20 protein-coding genes and 2 pseudogenes are annotated in these 19,554 nt (G+C 67.7%); 15 read left to right on the top strand and 7 right to left on the bottom strand.

The annotated features are described in order from the left end of the window. Positions 1-189 precede the first annotated feature (189 nt). The 3 genes from ACFWP5_RS36330 to ACFWP5_RS36320 all read right to left on the bottom strand — a co-directional run bounded on the left by ACFWP5_RS36330 (position 190) and on the right by ACFWP5_RS36320 (position 4,938). Positions 190-675, bottom strand: a complete 486-nt coding sequence (locus ACFWP5_RS36330) for a hypothetical protein (RefSeq protein ID WP_384166680.1) — start codon at positions 673-675, stop codon at positions 190-192. Between the two features lie 369 nt (positions 676-1,044). Continuing rightward, positions 1,045-2,931, bottom strand: coding sequence for a hypothetical protein (locus ACFWP5_RS36325; protein ID WP_384166677.1), 1,887 nt, complete (start codon positions 2,929-2,931; stop codon positions 1,045-1,047). Positions 2,932-4,266: 1,335 nt separating this feature from the next. Further along, positions 4,267-4,938 (bottom strand): hypothetical protein, encoded by a 672-nt coding sequence (locus ACFWP5_RS36320; RefSeq protein ID WP_384166675.1) that lies wholly within the window; start codon positions 4,936-4,938, stop codon positions 4,267-4,269. A 464-nt stretch (positions 4,939-5,402) separates the two neighbouring features. Here ACFWP5_RS36320 and ACFWP5_RS36315 point away from each other — a divergent pair, with 464 nt between their 5' ends. Then, the gene (locus ACFWP5_RS36315) at positions 5,403-6,452 is read left to right on the top strand and encodes a hypothetical protein (protein WP_384166673.1); all 1,050 of its coding nucleotides are present in this window, start codon (positions 5,403-5,405) and stop codon (positions 6,450-6,452) included. Between the two features lie 200 nt (positions 6,453-6,652). Here ACFWP5_RS36315 and ACFWP5_RS36310 read toward each other — a convergent pair whose 3' ends face one another. Then, the gene (locus ACFWP5_RS36310; protein WP_384166672.1) at positions 6,653-7,315 is read right to left on the bottom strand and encodes a hypothetical protein; all 663 of its coding nucleotides are present in this window, start codon (positions 7,313-7,315) and stop codon (positions 6,653-6,655) included. A gap of 185 nt (positions 7,316-7,500) precedes the next feature. Here ACFWP5_RS36310 and ACFWP5_RS36305 point away from each other — a divergent pair, with 185 nt between their 5' ends. Then, complete coding sequence (locus ACFWP5_RS36305; protein ID WP_384166670.1) at positions 7,501-8,100, top strand: hypothetical protein; 600 nt, start codon at positions 7,501-7,503, stop codon at positions 8,098-8,100. Between the two features lie 283 nt (positions 8,101-8,383). On the opposite strand, the pseudogene ACFWP5_RS36300 reads toward ACFWP5_RS36305, so the two are convergent. Next, positions 8,384-8,577 (bottom strand): annotated as a pseudogene (locus ACFWP5_RS36300) (aminoglycoside phosphotransferase family protein); the annotation flags it as partial. A 200-nt stretch (positions 8,578-8,777) separates the two neighbouring features. On the opposite strand from ACFWP5_RS36300, the gene ACFWP5_RS36295 reads away from it, so the two are divergent. From ACFWP5_RS36295 to ACFWP5_RS36280, 4 genes are read left to right on the top strand one after another with little or no spacing between them, the layout of a single operon-like run. Continuing rightward, the gene (locus tag ACFWP5_RS36295) at positions 8,778-8,921 is read left to right on the top strand and encodes a hypothetical protein (RefSeq protein ID WP_384166668.1); all 144 of its coding nucleotides are present in this window, start codon (positions 8,778-8,780) and stop codon (positions 8,919-8,921) included. Next, entirely contained in the window at positions 8,914-9,198 is a 285-nt protein-coding gene (locus ACFWP5_RS36290; RefSeq protein WP_384166665.1) for a hypothetical protein, read from the top strand. The genes ACFWP5_RS36295 and ACFWP5_RS36290 overlap by 8 nt, the downstream gene beginning before the upstream one ends. 29 nt (positions 9,199-9,227) lie before the next feature. Next, positions 9,228-9,377, top strand: coding sequence for a hypothetical protein (locus ACFWP5_RS36285; RefSeq protein ID WP_384166662.1), 150 nt, complete (start codon positions 9,228-9,230; stop codon positions 9,375-9,377). Between the two features lie 55 nt (positions 9,378-9,432). Continuing rightward, positions 9,433-10,050, top strand: a complete 618-nt coding sequence (locus ACFWP5_RS36280) for a class I SAM-dependent methyltransferase (protein WP_384166659.1) — start codon at positions 9,433-9,435, stop codon at positions 10,048-10,050. Between the two features lie 473 nt (positions 10,051-10,523). Here the strand turns inward: ACFWP5_RS36280 and ACFWP5_RS36275 are convergent, their stop codons facing one another. Further along, positions 10,524-10,733 (bottom strand): hypothetical protein, encoded by a 210-nt coding sequence (locus ACFWP5_RS36275; protein ID WP_384166656.1) that lies wholly within the window; start codon positions 10,731-10,733, stop codon positions 10,524-10,526. A 237-nt stretch (positions 10,734-10,970) separates the two neighbouring features. On the opposite strand from ACFWP5_RS36275, the gene ACFWP5_RS36270 reads away from it, so the two are divergent. The 9 genes and pseudogenes from ACFWP5_RS36270 to ACFWP5_RS36230 all read left to right on the top strand — a co-directional run bounded on the left by ACFWP5_RS36270 (position 10,971) and on the right by ACFWP5_RS36230 (position 18,485). Then, complete coding sequence (locus tag ACFWP5_RS36270; RefSeq protein WP_384166653.1) at positions 10,971-11,273, top strand: hypothetical protein; 303 nt, start codon at positions 10,971-10,973, stop codon at positions 11,271-11,273. A 469-nt stretch (positions 11,274-11,742) separates the two neighbouring features. Next, positions 11,743-11,883, top strand: coding sequence for a hypothetical protein (locus ACFWP5_RS36265; RefSeq protein ID WP_362084219.1), 141 nt, complete (start codon positions 11,743-11,745; stop codon positions 11,881-11,883). 485 nt (positions 11,884-12,368) lie between these two features. Next, positions 12,369-12,539 (top strand): hypothetical protein, encoded by a 171-nt coding sequence (locus ACFWP5_RS36260; protein ID WP_384166650.1) that lies wholly within the window; start codon positions 12,369-12,371, stop codon positions 12,537-12,539. A 504-nt stretch (positions 12,540-13,043) separates the two neighbouring features. Continuing rightward, positions 13,044-15,590, top strand: coding sequence for an ABC transporter substrate-binding protein (locus ACFWP5_RS36255; RefSeq protein ID WP_384166647.1), 2,547 nt, complete (start codon positions 13,044-13,046; stop codon positions 15,588-15,590). Continuing rightward, a pseudogene (locus ACFWP5_RS36250) lies at positions 15,532-15,885 on the top strand (transposase); the annotation flags it as partial. The gene ACFWP5_RS36255 and the pseudogene ACFWP5_RS36250, both read left to right, overlap by 59 nt. 50 nt (positions 15,886-15,935) lie before the next feature. Further along, positions 15,936-16,753, top strand: a protein-coding gene (locus ACFWP5_RS36245) for an IS5 family transposase (RefSeq protein WP_384166644.1) whose coding sequence is annotated in 2 segments (ribosomal slippage) — positions 15,936-16,284 and positions 16,284-16,753 — 819 coding nt in all. Because the reading frame shifts where the segments join, the coding sequence is not laid out codon by codon here. Positions 16,754-16,927: 174 nt separating this feature from the next. Continuing rightward, the gene (locus tag ACFWP5_RS36240; protein WP_384166641.1) at positions 16,928-17,380 is read left to right on the top strand and encodes a heavy metal-responsive transcriptional regulator; all 453 of its coding nucleotides are present in this window, start codon (positions 16,928-16,930) and stop codon (positions 17,378-17,380) included. Between the two features lie 68 nt (positions 17,381-17,448). After that, positions 17,449-17,784: an ArsR/SmtB family transcription factor gene (locus tag ACFWP5_RS36235; RefSeq protein WP_384166638.1), complete on the top strand. Its 336-nt coding sequence runs from the start codon at positions 17,449-17,451 to the stop codon at positions 17,782-17,784. Between the two features lie 2 nt (positions 17,785-17,786). After that, a complete protein-coding gene (locus ACFWP5_RS36230; RefSeq protein WP_384166636.1) occupies positions 17,787-18,485 on the top strand; it encodes a cation transporter in 699 nt (232 codons plus the stop codon). A gap of 154 nt (positions 18,486-18,639) precedes the next feature. Here the strand turns inward: ACFWP5_RS36230 and ACFWP5_RS36225 are convergent, their stop codons facing one another. Continuing rightward, entirely contained in the window at positions 18,640-19,554 is a 915-nt protein-coding gene (locus ACFWP5_RS36225) for a M48 family metalloprotease (protein WP_384166634.1), read from the bottom strand.

Raw genomic sequence — 19,554 nt, 5'->3', positions numbered from 1 at the left:
GTCGTCAATCGCAGCCGCCATCCTCACCCTGGAGCGGCACCGCTGAAAAGGCTCAGTGCTTCCCAGGCGGAAGATCACGGCCAGGGAGGGGGGCCGGCCGGCGTGCGTGTGATGCTGCGCCGCGGTTGCCTCCGGTGGGAGGGTCCCGCGGCGCAGCATCGAAGGTGGTGCTTGAGGTGTGGCCGGTGGTTACTTCATGTCGAGTGCGAAGTCGCAGCGCAGGGTCTGCCGGTATTTCCTGCCCTTCTGCGTATAGGTGATCTGGCAGCCTCCCAGGTGGTGTTGGACCTGGCCGGTCACGTGGACCTCGACCATTGCGTAGAGGTCGCTCTTCTTGTGCGGATCGACCGTGATGGGCTTGCCTGCGTGGTTAGGCACCTTGGTCATGTCACGCGGGTACTTGAGCCCGACCTGACTGTCCAGCATGTAACCGTCGGTTTCATCGACGGAATAGACCGGGTAGCCGATCACCCTGGCACCCTTGGGTACTTGGGTGAGCTTCACGCTCTCGACGACCAGCTTTGTGCCCGTGCCGTTCACGAACGGCGGGAACGCGAATCGGTACGACTTTCCGACCTGCGCATGGGGGAAGCCCAGGACCCCCACGGCCTGAGGGCCCGTCGCGCGCAGTGCGGTGCCCTCCCGTACCGCGTTCGAAGAGGCGCACGCGCTCACGGAGAGTACTGTCCCCGCGATCAACGCGAACGTTCTAGTACGAATAGAAGACACCGGGTTTCCCGTCGAGCGGTCCGTGTGCACCCCAGATGTCGTGCTCGATGTGACTGTTGCCAGCCTCGATTTTCTGGATGTGCTTCGAGTCGTATGTGGAAGTCACCTTGAGTCCGACGCCCCAGACGGCCACACCGCCTGATTCGTTTTGGGTATTGCCCTTCACCAGCCCGAAGTAGCTACCGGGGGCGACGTAGCCGCGCCACTTGGAGTTGGAGTTGGAGTTGATATACCCGGAATAGCCGTCCTTGCTCCTGACGTCTTTTCCGTACGACCCGACGGCTCCGCCTGCGGGAATCTTGTAACCGGCGGGAATTATCCGGTAGTAGGCGTTGCTGGTCCGGCGGCCACATGTGGTGTGCGCCCGCTGGTACTTGTAGAGGATGAGTCGTAGTAGGCGTGGGCCTCGCCGACCGTTGTGTAGACGATCTTCGTATGGAGCGTCTGGGCGCTGGTAACGCAGCTCGCGAGGGTGGGGGTGGCTGTCGCCGAGCTGTAGTCGGTCCCGTTGACGGTGTCGGCGCTCATGGTGGATATGCCGCCCGTCGCGGACTGCCAGGTGGGGAGGTCCGTGTTGTCCTCCGTGACGTTGCCCGGGTCGTTCGCGACGCGCTGTGCCGCGCTCAATGCGACCTGTGCGTCGGTGGGCGCGTTGTCCACGTCGGTGGTGACCGTGTCGGCGTGCATCGGTGTCGTGTGCGCGGTTGTGTCAGCTCGCACCTCGGCCGAGGCCGCGGTGGAGGCGGAGCCGTGTGCGACGCCGGCGCTCAGGAAGTCCGTACCGATGAGGAATGTGCCGTCGCTCGCCGACCCGCCGGCCGTGGCCGCGAGGTTGAGCACCCCGCCGTTGGCGTCGGCCAGGGCCTGCAGGGTGCTGGGGAGCGGGTCGGGGAGGGTGAGCGACCAGGTGCCGTCAGTGCCGGTGGTCGTGGTACCGACAACGGGCTCCTGGGCTTCGCTGCCGTCGTCCGGGGCCCCGTCGATAGCGGTGACCGAGACGCTCAGGTTCTGCTGCGGGGTACCAGCGGCATTGGTGAACGTTCCCGCTACCGTGGCGGCGCCGGTGGCCGTCGGCGTGGAACTGCTGGTCGGGGTGGAGGTGTCCCCCACCATGGGCCCCGGGGACGCGGCGACGGCCCCGGAGGGCTTGGGGCCCGGGTCGCTGGCTGTCGGGTCGGGCGCCGTGTCCGTGGGGTCGGGCGTCGCGGGATCCTGGTCGGAGGAGAACCAGCCCTGCAGGTCGACGATGAGCTGGATGGTGCCGGCGCTGTCGTTGTAGATGCTGACCGCGCCCTGGGTTCCGGGCTGGACGATCACCTGGTCCGCGGTGGTGGTGGCCGCCTGGAAGTTGTCCACCGACACACCGGGCGGGTTGGTCGGGCCGGTGCCCCACACCTGCAGGTATCCGGAGGTCTCCTGGCTGGTCGCGGTCAGATTGAGTACCGCGGCGGCGAAGGTGGTCGGGATGCCGTCGTTGCCGCCGACGGCGACGCTGACGGTGCTGTGCGCTGCGACGGCGGTGGAGGTCCGGGTGTCGAGCAGACGGTCCTGGATGGCGGTGAACACGCCGCCGCCCGAGGGGGCTTCGGTGAAGTAGCCGTAGACGTCGAGGATGACGTTGACCGACTGTGTGGAGGATCCGTTCTTCAGGGTGATCTGACCGCCGGTGCCCACCGGGATGACCGCGCCCTGCGAGGTGGTGACGCTCTTGTAGTTGACGACCGGCTGGCCCGTTGCAGCACCGGTGGCGTACGCGTACAGGGTGCCGGCGCTCCCGGGGGACGGGACGGTGATGTTGGCGTAGAAGGACGCCTCGTCGGTGACGCCGTCCACACCGTCGACCTGGACGTTCAGCGTCCCGCCAGGTGCGATCTTCGCCTGCGGTGCCCCGGTCCCGTCGCGGGTGTCGACGATCCGTGACGCGTCGACCGGAACGTATCCGCCCGGAGAAGTGGCGCCGGCGGCGGAGGTGAAGTACCCGTTGACACTGACGATCACATCGACAGTGCCACTGGAGTTGTAGACGCTGATCTTCCCGTCCGAGCCGACCGCGGCGATCGCCGAATTGCTCGTGTCAGCCCCGCTGGAGAAGTTGATGACGGATCCCGGGTAGGGCTTGGTCGTTCCGTCGGCCCACATCTCCAAGTAGCTGCCCGACGAGGTGGCGTTCACCGCACTGATGTCCAGCGAGACGGCCGACACCCCCGGAAGAAAGCACCCCGCCCTGCCCGAGCACCTGGAAGGAACTGGTCGACGTCGCGCCGAGCGCCGCGCTGATACCGAGGGATGAGCGAGTGTCGACGATCTTGGCCGACGGGGCGACGGGGAAGAAGTCGCCGCTGGAGGCGGTGGCGGCACCCGCATGCGTCAGGCTCCCCAAGCCGAGCCATGCGAGTACCGAGAAGAGCACGACGGCCAGCGTCAGAGGTCTGAGCCGGTTTCGTCCGGCTTGCAACATATGCGAACTCCCCTATGAATTTGTGGACTTCCCCCCTGATGGGGATCATGTCCGAGTCGGAGGATCGTAAGGATCACCTACTTAAACAATCAACGATATTCACCTAAAGGGCATATAGAGGAAAGGGGGGTGATGGGTTCTGACCTGCATGAATATCCTGCTTGACCGCGCTTCTGGCCTGTTCCAGGGCTTCTTACGCTGAGCTCCGCGCTCTTTGCGCGTTCGCACAATCAGTGCCCCGGAAAGCGCCGAGAGGCGGTGCCTGAGCGGCTGCCCCGCGTGTGGCGACCGTGCAGCGATCCGGGTCAGCCAGTCACCGCGTTCGTTTGCACCGCCCTCCGGGTCACGGCAGGGATGTGCAACTGCGTCGCCGGAGTGGTCGCCCCCCTCGACGTTCACGGCTACCTCACCCTGAACCGGACGAAGCGCCTTGCCGTTGTTTTACCCGCTCTCATGTTTGGCACAAATGTCGCCGCTCAAGGGCACCCCGGACGATGCGCGGCAACGCGTACCAGCTGATCCCACGGCTGTGCGCGTGATGATCTGCTTGGCGTCCCCGGTCACATTGACCGCAGGGGGCACCTCACGGGGCCCAGCGCGTACGCCGAGTCAGGCCCAATAGGGGCCATGGGATGATCTTGAACCGGTGAGGCTGCCACACCAGAGCCGGCTCCCGGGCGATCCGGCAGGCGGCGGTGATGCGCTAGTGGATTTCGGAGCCGGTACGGTCCTGAGGCCCTTCGGGGAGTCACCCCTGCCGTCCGTCAGGATCTGGTCGGCGCGGGCCATCGCGTGGACGTAGAGCGTCAGACATGCGGGATCGGTCCGCAGACGGTGCCAGCCCCAACAACGAGCCCGCCACCGAGCGGACGGCCTGAACGGCCGTCGCTCGCGGTCTACGGGAGGCGCTCGATGATCCAGTCGCCGACCTCCGGCGTGATGGCGGTGCGCGCTTCGTTCTGCGAGGCGAGCGTGAACTCGTCCAGGCCGCCGTCATCGACGGGCAGCTGATCGACAGGGGTGTAGGGGTGAGGTCGTTGTGCGTGTCGATGTTGCGGATCAGGCCGGTGGCGCTTTGGTCAGTACAGCTGGGAGGCGGAAGGCGTCACAGCCCGCTGCCGGTCCAGCGTGGTGTAGGCGAAGTTGAGGACCGTGCGGCGCAGGCCGGCGCGGACCAGCGGGGTGACGCGATGGACGGTGGTGTCGCTGCGCAGCAGGTAGCCGTCGCCGGGCCGGTGGTGGGCGCGTCGGGCGGTGTCGGTCTGCAGGGTGTCCAGTTCGATGGCGTGGGGGACGTATTCCAGTAGTCCGCCGTGGGCGGGGTCGGCCGGTGCTTCGGTGAACAGCACCAGGGCCAGGGGGTAGTCGTCGGTGTGCGCGCCGTGGGTGTCTCCTTGCTGGTGAAGGCTGTTGATGACGTGTCGTTCGAGCGGGTCGCCGACCGGGACGGCCGTGATGCCTGCGATCCGGCCGAGGAGGCCGAGCAGGTGCTCGTCGCGGTACAGCTGCGGGATCAGTTCGGACTCCCGGGCGATGACGTGGCCGCCGAGGGTGGTCATGTGGCGGGGTGACCGATCCGTGCACTCCATGGCGAAGTCCCGCCGTACAGCGAGCTTTCCCAGGCGTCGCACCTCGGAATCGAGGACCGGCAACACCTCGGGCGGCACCAGTGCGGGCAGGGGCAGGTAGCCGTCGGCGGCGAAGCGGTCGCGCAGGACGCAGGTGTACTCAGGCAAGGACAACACGGACACGCCATACCCGGCTCCTCCTGCAGCCAAGCCGCCCGATCGCGGGGCGCCTCATCGGTCGCACGGCGGCATTGGCCCCGGAAGGCAGCCGACGGACAACACGGGATGAAATCCGAGATCTGCCACCCGGCGGCGACCGGCTCCCCAACCTGCCCGGCGGGCTGCGGCCCCTGCCCGCTCCGGGTGCCGACCGGGAACCGGGGAGCCGTCTTCGCTGCAAGGCCCCGTCGCGCCGGTCCACTGCGCCCGGTGTACGCCTTGGAGCGTTTCCGCAGCTCACGCCACGGATGACAGGTTTGCAGCGGCCGTTGTGACCCGTTCGTGGCGGATATCCCCCTCCCTCTTTTGGTCGCTTTCCGTATCCGATTAACTGCTCTACGTGACGAGATGATCTCGACACCCGCACTCTCGCGGGGCCCAGCCCCGCCCGTGCAGTACGACACCCCACCCGCAAGGAGACATCGATCATGGGACTTCTGACCTCAGGTGGGCCCCGCGTGGCCCAGACCGCCGACGGGAGACTGGCCATCTTCGCCCGCGGCACCGACAACACCCTGCAGAACCTCACCCAGAACGCCCCCGGCATCTGGCCGGGACCGGGCGGCTGGGCCGACCTGGGCGGCATCATCACCACCAACCCGGTCGTCTTCCCCGCGACCGACCGGGGCCGCCTCGAAGTCTTCGCCCGCGGAGCCGACAACTCCCTGTGGTGCGACTACCAGACCAAACCCAACGGCGGTACGGGCGACTGGATCTGGAAAACCCTCAACGGACGCATCACCAGCGAGCCCGCGGTCTTCCGCAACGCGGACGACCGCATGGAAGTCGCCATCGCGGACACCAACCGGCAGGTAGCGGTCACCTACCAGCAGGGCGCACCGTCCGGCACGTGGACCAGTGAAGAAGGCAGGTGGCCCACGCCGGGAGGCGGCACCATCGGCGACCCGTCCCTCATCCAGGCCGAGGACGGCCGCTTAGTGATCTTCACCCGCGGCGGCGACAACCACCTGTGGGAGAACGCCCAGAGCTCCCCCGGCGGGGAATACGGCAGATGGGTGGACCGCGGCGGGATCCTCCACAGCGACCCCACGCCCATCCTGGCCGGCGACGGCACCATGCACGTGTTCACCATCGGGGCCGACGGAGCCCTCTGGCACCTGCCCCAGCTCACCCCCAACGGCAGCTGGGGCAGCTGGGAGGGGATCAGCAGCAACAGCGACCCGCTCAGCCACCGGCCGGCCGCCGTGCTCAACTCCCGCAACGAAATCGAGGTCTTCGCCCGCTCCCACGGCACCCACATCAACCACTACCTCGTCGTGAACGGCGCATGGACCCGCCTCCGCCACGACACCAACGCCCTCGACATCTCCGGCCCCACAGCCGCCCGTAACGCCGACGGCCGCCTGGAGGTCTTCTACCGCGGCGCCGACAACACGGTCTGGCACACCGCCGAGTTCACCCCCGGCGGCCCCTGGACGCAGCACGCCTCCCTCGGAGGCAGCATCGCGGACCTCTAGATCGCACGACCGGCCGGCTCAGATGGTCGTGTTGGGCAGCGCGGACGCTCCCACCAGCCTTGGGCCATCCGCGGCGCGCGTTGTTCAACCACAGCACTGTGCCCCACGGCGCTCCTGGGACGTCGTGGGGCACAGGGCCCGCTCGGACGCTGCGTCGCGGCCCGGCTCGTACTCGAAGTGTGCCGGCTCGGTGTTGCGCGTCAGCGGTGGTCGACGTAGGCGACGAATCCGCCCACTGTCAGGCCCAGCGCGCATCCGCGGCGGAAGGACTCGTAGCGCATGACCGGGGTGTGCTGGGCGTCGGTCATCGCATACGGTGCGCGGATCCCCAGTTCCACGCCGCACAGGCACACGACGTAGCCGTGACGCAGGGCGGCGGCTGCCCACTCGGGCTCGTGCGGGACCCAGGTCCGGGAGTAGATCTCACCGTCGGGCGTCCGCAGCTCCAGCCGGGAGTAGGTGTATCCGTAGCACCGCTCCAGTTTTGGCTGTTCATCGGGTATCTCGTGGAGTTCCCATCCGGGTATCTCCTGCAGTTCCCATCCGGGGATCCAGCGCAGGTCGGAGATCTCGGGCGGTAGGCGCCTCATGCCGAACAGGATGGCGCCTTCGATCTGCGGTTCCTCGGGTATCCCGTCGAGCGGGGCTCCCTTCGGCACGACGTACCCGAAGTAGCCCACGCCCAGGGCGTGCCTGAACTCGAAGAGGGCAGTGGGCATGCGGTGTGTCTGTGTGGGATCGAGGGTGACGGTGCCTTCCGCGGTCTCCAGACTCATCGGCACGCGCTCGATCCGCAGCGCGGGGTCGTCGCTGAACAGGATCCGCCCGAGGTCGTCGACCTCTTCGAACTGATGCCGGCTCATCTCCTGCGGCCCTCCGGTTGGTTGCCGTTCCGCGTCCGCGAAGCAGACGACTCGATGTTGAACCATCCTATTGAAGGATCGTTCAACAATCCATACATTGGAGCGCGTGCACCACCAGGCCGGCGGTTTCGTCGAGAGCAGGGGTGAGGGTGAGCGCGGAGGAAGCAGGCGAAGGGCGGACAGGCGTGGCTTGGCTGGTGCTGGTGGGCGCCGCAAGCACCGGCGCAGCGTTGGCGCTGTGGGCGATCGTGCGCACAGCCGTCGTCGCGCACGCCCAGTGGATCGACGTGCTGTGCGCGCTGGCGGTCCTCCTCGCCTGCATGTTCCTTTGCACGTGCTGGTACTTGGACATCCGGTGGCTGCTGTGTGCGGTGTGCCTCCTCGGGGTGCTGTTCCTGCAGAACCTGGAGCTGGATCAGCAGGCACTGCACCAGCACGGGCGTACCGAACACGTCAGGGTCCGACAGATTCAGTGGTCCGCCGACGACGGCATGGGTGACAGCGCCAACCTCTACACGGTCACCGTCCTCGACGGCCCACCGCTGGCCCCGATCGAGGAGAACGGGCTCATGGGCTGGAAGTGGGCGGTAGGCGGCACTTACACGGTGACCGTCGATCCGCAGGGCCGTGCCCCGCTCAGGCGGGGGGACAAGCCCGGGCCCCCGGTGATCCAGCAGTTCCTGCAGATCCCGCTCGGCCTCGGCCTGGCCTTCACCCTGTGGCGGCCCGCAGGGCTGCTCCTGCGCCGACAACGCGTCCCGTCAGCCGGACCCGCCCAGCCATAGGGGGGCTGTGGTTGAGCGGCGCCGGGGCGCCAGGGCGCCGGCAATCTCACCCGCTGGTCGCGGGAGTGTGAATGGTCGGCGTCGTCTCGGTTGATCCGGTCCCACTCGCCGTCGTGACGACCGGCCTGAAATACGCCGGCTTTTCGAGCTTTCTGTCACCCACGGCGGTTGCAGTCCTCGTGACAAAGCGCCAACTGCCGTGTCACGGCTCACTGCGCACGTTGTGGCCGCCGCAGGAGTGACAGATGTCGCGCCCAAGTGCCAACCACCTCGCTCAATCACACCCCGGGCCCGCGGCGATCGCGAGCACGGGCTGCTTGTGCCACAGGACTTCCGGGGGTCGGGACCGGCGCCAAAGTCATCGCCTCGACCTGGACGTCGATGCGGTGCCTGATCGGCGTCCACCTTCAGGAACACGTCGCCGACGCGCAGGGTCGCGCGCTCAGAATGGGCGCCGACGACCTTGACCTCCTCCATGGCGACCAATATCCCGGATGGCCGTCGACGACGCCGGGTCTGTCGCGTGCGATTGCGCGGCTGACTGCATCCCGCTGCCCGGCGGCCTCGTGCACGACACCGACCGCAGACCAGGTCAAGCCCAGCACTTTTGTTGGGAGTCCTAACAGGATGGGCTTGGCCAACCCGGGGCGCGACCGGCCGCAGTAGCCAGCCGAAGAATGACCACAGACCATGACCCGCCGGACAGGATCCCTCTGGCTGCCGAGCATGTAGGTGGCCTCGGCCGCACCCCGCGGCAGCTGACCGACGACACTGTCGCGGCCGGCGACACCGTGGTGACCGCCAGTGGCGCCGATGTCTGAGTGGCTTGGTGGCGACGCCCATGCCGCTCAGGCGGTGCAGGGTCTACGGCAGTCGGTGGGCGTGGCGATGGCAGATGCCCGCGCCACAGACTCGGCAGGAAGCGATCGCGGGCGCGGGCTGGTCGAAGCGGAGCCGGAAGTACAGATCCTGCGGGTTGCCCGCCACGATTCCCAGCGCACGGCGGGTCTTCTTGAGCAGCGTGAACCGCTGTGCCGTCGCCTCAAGACGGTCCGGGCGGTGCCTGCTCGCCAGGCGGTCTGGTCAACATCGACATGAACACCGGATACTTATGGCATGAAGTCCCGGTGACCGCACGGTCGCGGACCGGCCGGGACGTCACCTTCAATGCCACCCACCTGGAGATCTCCGGTTACCGGTTACGGACGTACGCGTTGCCCGACGACTCCGACCGGCCCGGGCAGTCCTGCCTGCTCGTCCTCGAAGCCGAGATCTGACGCTGTGACGCTGTGACGCTCTGAGGGAATTCGGTCCGACGCGAGAGGCCACGCCATGCCTGACTCAGTCCGTGCGAAGTACTACGAGCACCGGGCCCCGGTCTACGACGCGACGAGCTATCGGGGCAATCCCGAGACGGACGCCGGTCTCGACCTGGAGACGGCCGAGATCGGAGACCTGCTTCCCCGTTCCCTGCCTGCGGACGGCCGGATCCTGGAGGTCGGCTGTGGAACCGGGGTGTGGACCCAGTTCCTGCCCGGCCGGGTCACCGCCATGGACCAGAGCCAGGGGATGCTCGACATCGCCCGGACCCGGGCTCCTCACGCCCAACTGGTCAAGGCGGCCTTTCCTCCGCTGCCCTTTCCCGACGATGCGTTCGACCTCGTATTCGCCGCCAACTTCTACGGGCTGCTCGTAGCGGACGAGCGCGACGCGTTCCTCGCCGAGGCGAGCCGCGTGGCGCGCGAACTCGTCATCCTCGACCTGCGCAGCGACGGCCGCACACACACGGAAGGGCTGGAGCACCGCGAGGTGGAGGGCGTCCCCTACCCGATCTTCCGGCGGCGGTTCACTCCGTCCAGCCTCCTCGCGGAACTGGGCGGAGACGTCCTGTACCCGGGCCGCTACTTCCTCGTGGCCAGGGCACCCCTGCGCAAGGACCGACAGCGGTGATTGCTGCGGCTCCGCCCGAGGTCCTGACTCCAGCCGCGCCCAGCGACCCGTTCAGGGCGTCCGCGATCTCGTCCGCACGCACTGTGAACGAGTCGAACGCGGCCTTGCCCGCCCCGTTGAACTTTCCCCAACCCCCTGCGCCAGCACTGGCTGGACTGAGACCCGGACCGCACGGTGCCGCACCACGACGGCGCGCGACGAGTTCTCCCTCGACCTCGGCGCCGAGGCGTTCCACCAGACTCTCCTCGACCACCGCTACCCGCTCTCCTGCGTATGGCTGGCCACACGGCTTACGGACGGGTGAACGGGCACCTCATTTCGAAAAACCTTCAAGTGATTGCGCCGCGCGAAGAGCTGAACGGAAGATCTAATTCCGGCCATCGTGGCTGATTCCCGCGGGGATCAGCCACGATGGCTGTCCAGAACAGGTCAGGGGGGCGGCAGAGGTGTGATGCCGCTCAGCCGACTGTGTCTCAGCCGGTGACCGGGCTCAGGGAGATGTCCGAGACGGTGATGCTGACAGACTTCACGGAGCCGCTGGTCAGGACGGGCAGGCCATTGGGGCCCTGGGCGAACGTGGCGGTCAGGCCGTCCACGGAGCCGCTGACGGAGAGGCCACCCGCGACGCTGTCGAGGTCGGCGTCGGCTATCTCGCGGGTCTCCATGCGGGAGCTGTTGCTCATGATGACGAGCATCCTTCTTCTCTAGTGGATGGGTCGCGATGCGTGGCGCACCGCGGCGGGAACCCCTTGCACGACTCCCGCCATGCGTCGGATCGAAGCACGCTCGCGCGGGGCGTGGTGAATCAAACGCCCCACCCTCTACACGCTGTTCACTCCGGGTCCTGAAGACCGACAAGACCCAGGATCCCGAATTGGCCAACAGCTTCCCGGCGGGGCTGGGCTCTCCGGCTCCCCACCGTGGCCAGAGCGGGCCCACGTCACCCCGACCCACAACGAGGGGACCGTTACGGCTACTCAGCCGCAGCCCGCAGGTCGCCCGGCGTCCTCGACCCGCGCACCTTCGGCACCACCCTGACCGACGATCTCACTTCGCGTGGATACGTGGTCGTCACTGGGGACCACACCTACGAAGCCACGGCCGTGGAGTTTCCCAGCGGCCGCGTGGAACGCACCGTGCTCCCGGCTGAGTTCGACGCGACGGGCGGGAACCAGGAGCAGATCAGGGCGTTGCTCGAACGGGTCGTTGCCGTTTCCGCCTGAATGCCCACTGCTCCGTTCCCGCTCCGTTTGCCCCATCGAACGCACAACTGATATGCGAGGGCCACTGGTCGGACCGCAGGCCGCGGAGACATCGGTGACGTGAGCGAGGAGCGCCGGCAGTGCGACTGTCCGATCTGCCTGCCGGAACGGCCCTTTCACTCCGTCCAGGATGCTGAACGGCACGCCGTTGCAGCAGAGTTGACGGATCGCTGGAGTCGACCTGCCCACCACTCACAGGAGGCTCCTGACTTCGTCGCTTCATACGTGGACACAGCCGAACGGCTGTTCCGGGGCGACCTAAGCCCCGCCGCGTACCGCTGGAGACCACTTGACCCAGGTCAAGTGCGTCCAGATCCAGCGGAGATAGCGAACAAGTCAATGGAGGTACCAAGTGCCGGCCAACTCGACGCAGCAGCTCGCCTGTACGCACCCCGGGCGTGATGTTGCGATCGTCAGTCTCTGTGCTGTTGTGGTTTCTCTCGTCGCGGTCATCGTGGTGATGGCCTTCCACGGCAACCCCCTCGCGACCTTCGGTGCGAGCGGCAGTGCCTTCGCTGCCGCCTTCAGCGGAGGCATGGGCGTACTCTCCCACCTCAAGCGCACCGCATAGTCACCCAGGAGGGGCGGCCGGAACCGGCTGCCCCTCAGTGGGGCTTCCCCAGGCCCCGCTCCACACGGCCGAGTCCGAGATCTCCAGGACCTCCCCGAGGCCGGCCGAACAGGACCTCTCGCCATGCTGGCTGGCTGGTTGGCTGGCTGGCTGGCTGGCAACGCAAGAGGATCAGCCGGCATCGATGCCGGCGCACCAGGTGGTCAGGCAGCCTCGTCCCGGAAGCGAACCTTCAACGGCTGCTCGGCAAGTCCGGTTTCGCGCTGCCCTATTGAGATCGTTTCATCTTGAACTCGCAGGTCGGGCCGCTGGTGTGGGTGGAGATTGACGCGCTCGTGCTGGTCTCGGATGTGATCTTTAGCAGGTGATCGTCTGCCACGGGCCAGTTCACGGGTTCCGGAGTCGTCCGCGCGAGGTGTCTCGTAGGTTCCGCGACAGGAGGGAGGCGCCTGGTGGACGTGCTGACGTAGACGATCGCGCGGCGGATGCGACTGACTGAGCGGACCGAGGTGCTGCGCGGGGAACTGGCGGAGATTGACGCCGAGCTGGGCCGGTTGGAGGCGGCCGAGGTGCTGTTCGGGCAGCGGGCTGAGGCGACGGACGGGGGACTGCGGCCAACGGGCATGGTCGAGCCGGAGCCGGATGGAGATCTGTGAGGTCAGGGGCTGCTATTTCGCCGCGCGAACCGGGGCGCTGACGCGTTCGGCAGGGCCGGGCGCTGGCTTCAGGGGTTCCCGGCGCCACACCCATGGGGGTGGGGGATTCGCAAGCAGCCCAACGGGGCGGGAGGTTGGTCGCGACGTACCGCGTCCTCGACGGCTTCCTCCCTGGGGCCCACCCCTCCCTCGCCTCGCCGGGGTGAAACCCGCCTGCGGCTTGTGGCTTTCCCGGCGTGGAGCTCGCGCCCGCCCTCGTAGTTCCGCTATATATCGCCTAAAAAGTTCCGAGTCGCTCACTAGAGACCAATAGTGGATATAGTACGTTTTTGTATCTAACTTTCATGGCATGTTGGCCCCCCTATTTCCCGAGGGAGGAACTGCATGTCCAACGCCCCCGCGCCCCCGGACCCGGCCCCGCGTTACCCCCGGTGGTCCGACCGCCTCATCCGTCAGCTCGACACCTTCGCTGCCACTCGGTCCCGCGCAGAGAAGGTGCCTGCCTTGCTCCTCTCCAGGGAGGATGGCGGCGATGTCCGGGCACCGGCCTTCATGGTCCGGGAATACGAGCACCGAATGTCGCGGCGGCGGGGCACTCCTCACTTCCAGGTACCGCATGCCGTCGTCGATGACGCGGAGCTGGGCGGCGGGGGCTTCCTTGCCGCGGTTGACCGGGTCGCACTGCGGTTTCAGCTGACCATGCCCTCGGGAAGGCTGCGGTTGCCGGCCTTTCACACCTGCCGGGCCGTCCTGGACGCTGAGCGTGGAGCGGGCGACTTCCAGGCCCAGCAGCTGCCGATCCTGGATGACTTGTACGCGGCGCTGCTCAAACGGCGGAAAACGCTGCGTGCCTGCGCCGGCCTCGCGGACTTCCTGGGCCAGCATCTCCTGACCGGCTGGTTGCAGGGGCTCGTGGCCGCCCTGATCGTCGGCTTTCCCAAACTGTGTTACCGGTTCTACCTGCGGCACTGGGGCCTGCGCTGGGTCGCGGACGAAGCGAACGCGACCTGCTTCCTGGACGCCGCGCTCGCCTTCTGTCAGGACGGCGAACTGGAGAGGAGCGACCCGCGCGTGGGGCGTATTCTCTTGCGCGCGCTGCTCACCGATCTACGGAAAGCAACCCGGGGAAGGATCTGGCTGAGTCATCTGTGGGCACGACGCCGGTGGTCCTTCGTCATCCTCCTTCCTGAGACCGACAACCCGGACGGCCCCGGCCGCGCATTCCTCGGCACGTTCGAGGAGCTCGCCGGTGACCATCCGTCCCGGCCCCTGCTCGTCCTGGCCGCCTGCGCGGGCCCGCCCCCGGACTACGCCGCGCCGCTGGGCGCCGACCCGGACCGGCCCAATGGCATCGCCGACAAGGTCTTCACCTTCCTCAACGAGGGCAGTGACGAGCCGGTACGCCTCGTCACGCTGCCGGCCGAGGACGACGCGGAGGGCACGGCCAAGACGAAGATCAACACTCATTGGGGTGTCATGGCCCGCCGGGACCACCCCCTGGACTGGTTGCGCCCATCCGCCCTGCCCCTCATGGCCGCGGCGGCCGCGGGCATCCTCCTTGCTCCGCCGTACCTCTGGCCCACTGAACCTCCCGCATCTGCGTCATGCGTCACGGTCAGCACCGGTGAGCGTGTGGGCATCACCGACGGCAGCCAATGTGATCTGGCCGTACAGGGAAACCGAGGAAGGGAACTGAGGGCCCTGGAGCATCAGGTCGCGAAGGAGAACGCCCAGCTCCCGGGCGGCCGTTACCGCACCCTCGTCTTCCTCGCTCCTCTGAGCCTGCAGAACGGCGTGTACGACGACCCGCCGATCGGCCTGCAGATCCTGCGCGGCGCCATCGCCCAGCAGCACAAGCTCAACACTGGCGTCCGCCAGAACAAGATGCCCATCCGCCTGCTCATAGCCAACGCCGGCCAGTACTTCCACTACGGCGCACACAGCACCGCGGCGCCGAAGCAGCCGGACGTCGCGCAGATGATCATCAGCCGTCAGCGGCAGGATCACATCGCCGCGGTCATCGGCATCACCCAGAGCCGCCCCGAGTCGCTGAAAGCGGTCAAGGAACTCAACCAGGCCAAGATCCCGGTCATCGCCAACGGCGTGTCCGGCAGCATCATGGTCGGCCCCCACTCGCCGGAGCGGTACTTCCAGATCTCGGCACCCGACGGGCGCATCGCGCAGGTCCTCGCCGACTTCATCCACCACTCTCCCGCCGTCCGCCAACTCACCAGCCGTACACCGCACGCCGTGGTCGTGTACGACCCGACCGACACGGCCTTCAGCACGGACCTGAAGAACCTGTTCGTCAGCGCCTACCGACGGCACGGCGATATCGACGAGATCGAGTACAGAGAGAAGCCCGGGGCGACCAGGCCGGAGGACATCGCGCGGGAAGTCTGCCGCAAGGTCGCCGCGACTGACGGGATCGTGGTCTACCTCGCCCGCTCCGGAGTGCTTCCCAGCTTCCTCAACGCGATGCAGAGTGCCGGCGGTCAGTGCCAGCCGCCGCAGGGCACGACCATCCCGATGATCGCCGAGAGCTCCCCCATCGACTTCCAGCTCCACCCCCAGCTGACGGCGCGCGCATACCCGTACATGACGCTCTTCTACGAGACGGTGAACGCCCCCACCCCGGACTCCCGGGACCCCTATGCTCAGTTCGCCCAGGACTTCGCCTCTGTCTTCGGCGCACGCAGCGCCGATGCGGACGCCGCCGGCGGCTTCGACACCGTGGGTGTCGTCAGCAAGGTCATCGAGAACCTGCTGCCGGCTGACGACGACATCCAGCCCAACGACATCTATCTGTGGCTCACCGCCCACGGCGTGTCCCAGTACCCCGGCGCCTCCGGTGTGCTGCAGCTGGACGGCACGAACAAATACCCGCCCAACAAGGCGGTGTTCATCCGTGAGATCGCCCAACCGGGCGGAATCACCACCACCCTGCTCAGCTGCGGAGTCCTGCCCGACCGGCAAGACCCCGTGACGTGGGGCACTCCTCCCGACAGCTTCCCCTGTCCCAAGGACGACACAGCGGCGGCTACTTCGTAAAGGGTTCCCGGTTTCAGTACCTGACGTGGTCGGAGATCGTGAGTGCGTTCAGGGATACGACTACGACCACCTGCGGCGATGGTTACGCGGGCGCGGCATCAGGCACCGCATCTCCCGCAGGGGCATCGAGTCCTCTACCCGACTGGGCCGCCACCGCTGGACCATAGAACGCACCATGTCCTGGCTCGCCGGATGCCGCCGACTACATCGCCGCTACGAGCGCAAAGCCGAGCACTTTCTGGCCTTCACCAGCATCGCCTGCACCCTCATCTGCTACCGCAGACTCACCAAATGAGATGACGTCTTAGACCGTGTCCTATGTGGTGATCATTCGTTGGTCTGTTCATGGGGCGGGGTACGTGGAGTTGGATTGTTCCGGATGGTCTGTGGGAGATCGCGAAGCCGCTGATCCCGCCGTCGAGAGTGCGGCCGCAGGGCGGCGGAACGCAGGACACGCCTGATGAGACGCTGTTCGCCGCCATCGTCTACGTACTGGTCAGCGGCTGCGCCTGGCGCGCTCTGCCGCCCTGCTTCGGGATATCGAAGTCGACCGCCCACCGCAGATTCCTGATCTGGTCGAGAGCCGGCGTCTGGGGCCGCCTGCACGAAACCGTGCTGCACCGCCTCGACGACGCCGGCCTCATCGACGTCACCCGCGTCGTCCTCGACACCGCCCACGTCAGGGCTAAAAAAGGGGCGAACACACAGGCCCGAGCCCCGTGGACAGAGGCAAGCCGGGCTCCAAGATGCACGTCCTGTCGGACGCGAACGGACTGCCCCTCCTCGTCGGCATCTCAGCTGGTAACACCCACGACAGCGAAGGGCTGAAACCCATGATCGAGGGTCACCAAACGAGACACGACCCCCACCGCGGCCGGTACTTCAAGCCCCAACGCCTGCACGCAGACAAAGCCTACGACCACGCCAGCCTGCGGAAATGGCTGCGCGGCAAGCGCATCGGAGTCCGGATCGCACGCAAAGGCATCGAGTCCAGCGAACGGTTGGGGCGCCGCAGGTGGGTGATCGAGCGCACGATGTCGTGGTTGTCCGGCTACCGCAGACTCAGCCCCCGCTACGAGCGCCATCCCCGCAACTACCTGGCCTTCCTCGGTCTCGCCGCCGCCCTCTGCTGCTACAAACGGTTCGTCCGCCTCACCACATAGGACACGGTCTTATCAGGGTGAGCGGATCGACGACCCGATCGTCTCTCCGCTCGGCGCAGGCGGTACGCCCCGGGGTGTTACGGACATCTCCGCGATCTACGCGTGCGACGTACTGCCCTGAATCCACAGGTGAGTCGGGGGACGGCTTTACCGGTGAAGCCGGGTGGTTGCTCGGTGAAGTATCGGCATCAAGCCCGTGAGACTGAAGTTCCGGAGCCTCACGGGCTGGGGATCGGCGACCTCGCCGCCCGGACCGGACTGACCGCCAAGGCCATCCGCCTGTACGAGACCCAGGGCCTCATCGACCCGCCCCAACGCACCCACGCCGGCTACCGCCTCTACCCGGAGGACAAGATCCCGCTCCTGACCTTCATCCGCCAGGCCCAGGCGCTCGACCTCAGCCTGAAGGAGATCAAGGACATCCTCGACCTCCACCGCGGTGGAGAGCAGCCCTGCACCCTCGTCGTCGGTCTCCTCGACCAGCACCTGGAGCACATCGACCGCCACATCACCGAACTCCAGTCCCTGCGTACCACCCTCCAGCGAGCCCGGAAACGGGCCGACCAGACCCAAGCGAGTCCGAACCCCACGGTCTGTCGAATCATCGAAGGCGTGACTCCTGACTGAGACAGGTGCCACACAGCGGGCATTGATCCACGATTTCCTGAATTCAGGAATCCTTGTATCGTCAGGGTGTGCTGACTCTTGCCACCGAGATCGAGGTCCTGGCCCGCTTCGGCCGTGCCCTCGCCGACCCCATCCGCTGCCGCCTGCTGCTCGCCCTGCGCGAGGCCCCGGCCCACCCGGCAGACCTGGCCGACCAATTGGGCATCTCCCGCACCCGGCTCTCCAACCACCTCGCCTGCCTGCGCGACTGCGGCCTGGTCGTCGCCGTCCCCGTCGGCCGCCGCGCCCGCTACGAACTGGCCGACCCGCGCCTCGCCCACGCCTTGGACGACCTGCGCACCGCCGTCCTCGCCGTAGAGGCGGACCGTACCTGCCCCGACGCGGACGAGAAGGGCTGCTGCTGACGATGACCGCGATATCCCTCGGCCCGTCCCCCGCCCGCCGCGACACCCTCACCCGCCGGATACGCCTGCTGGTGGCCGCCACCATCACCTACAACGTCATCGAGGCGATCGTCGCCATCACGGCGGGCGCGCTCGCCTCCTCCACCGCGCTGGTCGGCTTCGGCCTGGACTCGGTCATCGAGGTCTCCTCGGCGACGGCGGTCGCCTGGCAGTTCTCCGCGAGCGACCACGCCGTACGCGAGGCCCGCGAGAAGACGACGCTGCGGATCATCGCGGCCTCGTTCTTCACGCTCGCCGCCTACGTCACGGTGGATGCCGTACGCGCCCTCACCGGCACAGGCGAGGCGGAGCGCTCCATCCCCGGCATCGTCCTCGCCGCCCTCTCCCTTGCCGTGATGCCGTTCCTGTCCGCTGCCCAGCGCCGTGCCGGGCGGGAGCTGGGCTCGGCCTCGGCGGTCGCCGACTCCAAGCAGACCCTGCTGTGCACCTACCTCTCCGCCGTCCTGCTCGTCGGCCTGGTCGTCAACGCCCTTCTCGGCTGGGCGTGGGCCGACCCGATCGCGGGGCTCGTCATCGCGGCGGTGGCGGTGAAGGAGGGCCGGGACGCGTGGCGGGGTGACGGCTGCTGTGCGGCACCGGTCGTGAGCACTGCACGCACCGAGGATGTGTGCGGCTGCCAGGCAGGCTGCGCCTGCTGCTGACACTCAGACGAACGTCAGAGCACATTCACCTTGGTAGGCGATCCATTCCCCGACGACTCGTGCTGAGCCGTCCGCTCGCGGATCGTTCACGCATGACAAGCAGCTGACCTGCAGCACCAGTGCAATTGGCGGCGCCTTGGGAGACCAAAGGCCGCTACCAGGCACCGACCGTCGCCAGCAGGAGATGAAGGTCGTGAGCGGCTTCGGCGGTGGCGAGCGCGCGGCCACCAGGACGGCTGCGGTCGCGGTCCTGAGAGCGGGGTGGCGTTCCAGAGGGGGGCGAGGAGAGCGGCGACCCGGCGGAGTACTGGGCCCGCACCGGCGAGCGGACCGCGGTGCCTACGGAGGCCACGCATGCCGAGAATGCGGAGGGTGACGCCAGCGGCGCGGGCGAGGGCCGGGGCGCGGCGGGAGGCGAGGGCCGCCTTGCCGATCGTACGGGCGACGCGGCGACGGTCGCCGGTCGTTGTGGCCGCGTTCTCATCGGCCCAGCGCTCGATGGTGTAGGTGACGGCGGTGGCGAACGGGCGCAGCGGGGGGTGGCCGCGGCGCCGAACTGGGCGAGGGCGACGAAGGCGTAGTGATGGGCGCTCAGGTGGGTGCGTTCGTGGGCGAGCAGGATGTCGTGCTCGGTCTCGTCGAGAGCGTGGAGCATACCGGTGGAGACGACGACGCGGCCGGGCAGACCCGGCAGCGCGTAGGCGTCGGCTGCCTCGTCGTCGACGATGACAAGGCCGTCGCGGGTGGGCATGCAGGCGGTGTCCAGCACTGCCGCGGCCAGCGTTCGGGCTCGGCGCCAGATCATGCGAGCGGCAGTGAGCACGGCGCCTCCCAGGAACAGGCCGGCGATCAGGGCGACGGAGAGCTGGGCAAGGTCGTCGTGCTGCGCCGTGTGCGCCGACCAGTGGCCGAGGCCGGCCAGCTCCGGGTGCCGGACAAGACCACCGAGGTCACCGGCTTCACGAAGCTGCTGGCTCCCTTCGGCCTGGCCGGTGTCGTGGTGACCGCCGACGCCCTGCACACCCACCGTGACCACGCCAGGCGGCTGGCGGAGGCGAAGGAGGCGCAC

This window comes from Streptomyces sp. NPDC058469, assembly GCF_042721125.1.
In the GTDB taxonomy this organism is placed as follows: domain Bacteria; phylum Actinomycetota; class Actinomycetes; order Streptomycetales; family Streptomycetaceae; genus Streptomyces.
The sequence above is the reverse complement of the archived record's forward strand: the minus strand, read 5'-3'. Positions and strand labels throughout refer to the sequence as shown.